At 57.6% G+C, this 793-nt stretch carries 1 protein-coding gene; it reads right to left on the reverse strand.

Annotation, left to right across the window (positions count from 1 at the left end; genetic code table 11):
* Nucleotides 1-118: 118 nt before the first annotated feature.
* The gene (locus NW856_RS11085) at nucleotides 119-736 is read right to left on the reverse strand and encodes an HD domain-containing protein (protein ID WP_414400287.1); all 618 of its coding nucleotides are present in this window, start codon (nucleotides 734-736) and stop codon (nucleotides 119-121) included.
* Between the last annotated feature and the right edge of the window lie 57 nt (nucleotides 737-793).

Raw genomic sequence — 793 nt, forward strand, 5'->3', positions numbered from 1 at the left:
GTCAGTGGTGTTGAACCCAGGAGCAGGGGTGCCAACAGCGAGAACCATAGGTGCGTGACCCAAAAAGTGTGATGAATAGGGCTGCCCTCAGCATTTTCTTCAGCCCTGCTTGTCTCTGTCAAGGCATTACCGCTCCAGCTTGGCATTGCAACTCAGCCACCAGCTCTTGAAGCTCCGCCGATAGATTGCCGGGCAGCCGTCGCCCCAGAATCTCTGCCAACGATCGGTAGTACCACAGGGATCCCTCTTTTCCGGCGGAAAACCGCTGCCAGAGTTCATCCCCCAGTTGGCGAAAATCCCGCAAGATGCAGCGGGCGTTGTGCAGCTTGTCAGAGGCGGCCACCAACAAAACCGAGGCATTTGCCGTTTCCAGGTGCTTCAGGTAGGCGGTTTTGCGCTCTTTCCAGTTTTCTTTGGGCTCGCCTCGGGAGCCATCGCTTTCGGTATCCGTACATCCCAGGATGATCTGCAGCACCCGTTCTCCAAAGTGCTCCCGGATCTGTTGCTCAATCTGGGCCCGGGGCTCGCCTGTGTTGTGGGGGCCGTCCTCTAGGCTGTCGTGGAGCAGAGCGGCAATCGCTTCATCTTCATCCGCCCCATGCTCCAGGGCGATGGCTGCTACGGCCAACAGATGGCTGAGGTAAGGGATCCCGGTTCCCTTGCGGGTTTGAGAAGCATGCCAGCGATGGGCATAGTGCATTGCCTGCACAAACCGCTGTGTGAGTTGCGTTGACATCTGGATTCTCCGATTGGGGTTAAGTTGACCAAGAAAACTGGGTTGCAAGCCCTGCCC

This window comes from Synechococcus sp. R3-13 (assembly GCF_047462195.1).
Lineage (GTDB): Bacteria > Cyanobacteriota > Cyanobacteriia > Thermostichales > Thermostichaceae > Thermostichus.

Coding starts and splice junctions, on each gene's coding strand:
- NW856_RS11085 (WP_414400287.1), bottom strand. CDS start 736: ATGTCAACGCAACTCACACAGCGGTTTGTGCAGGCAATGCACTATGCC.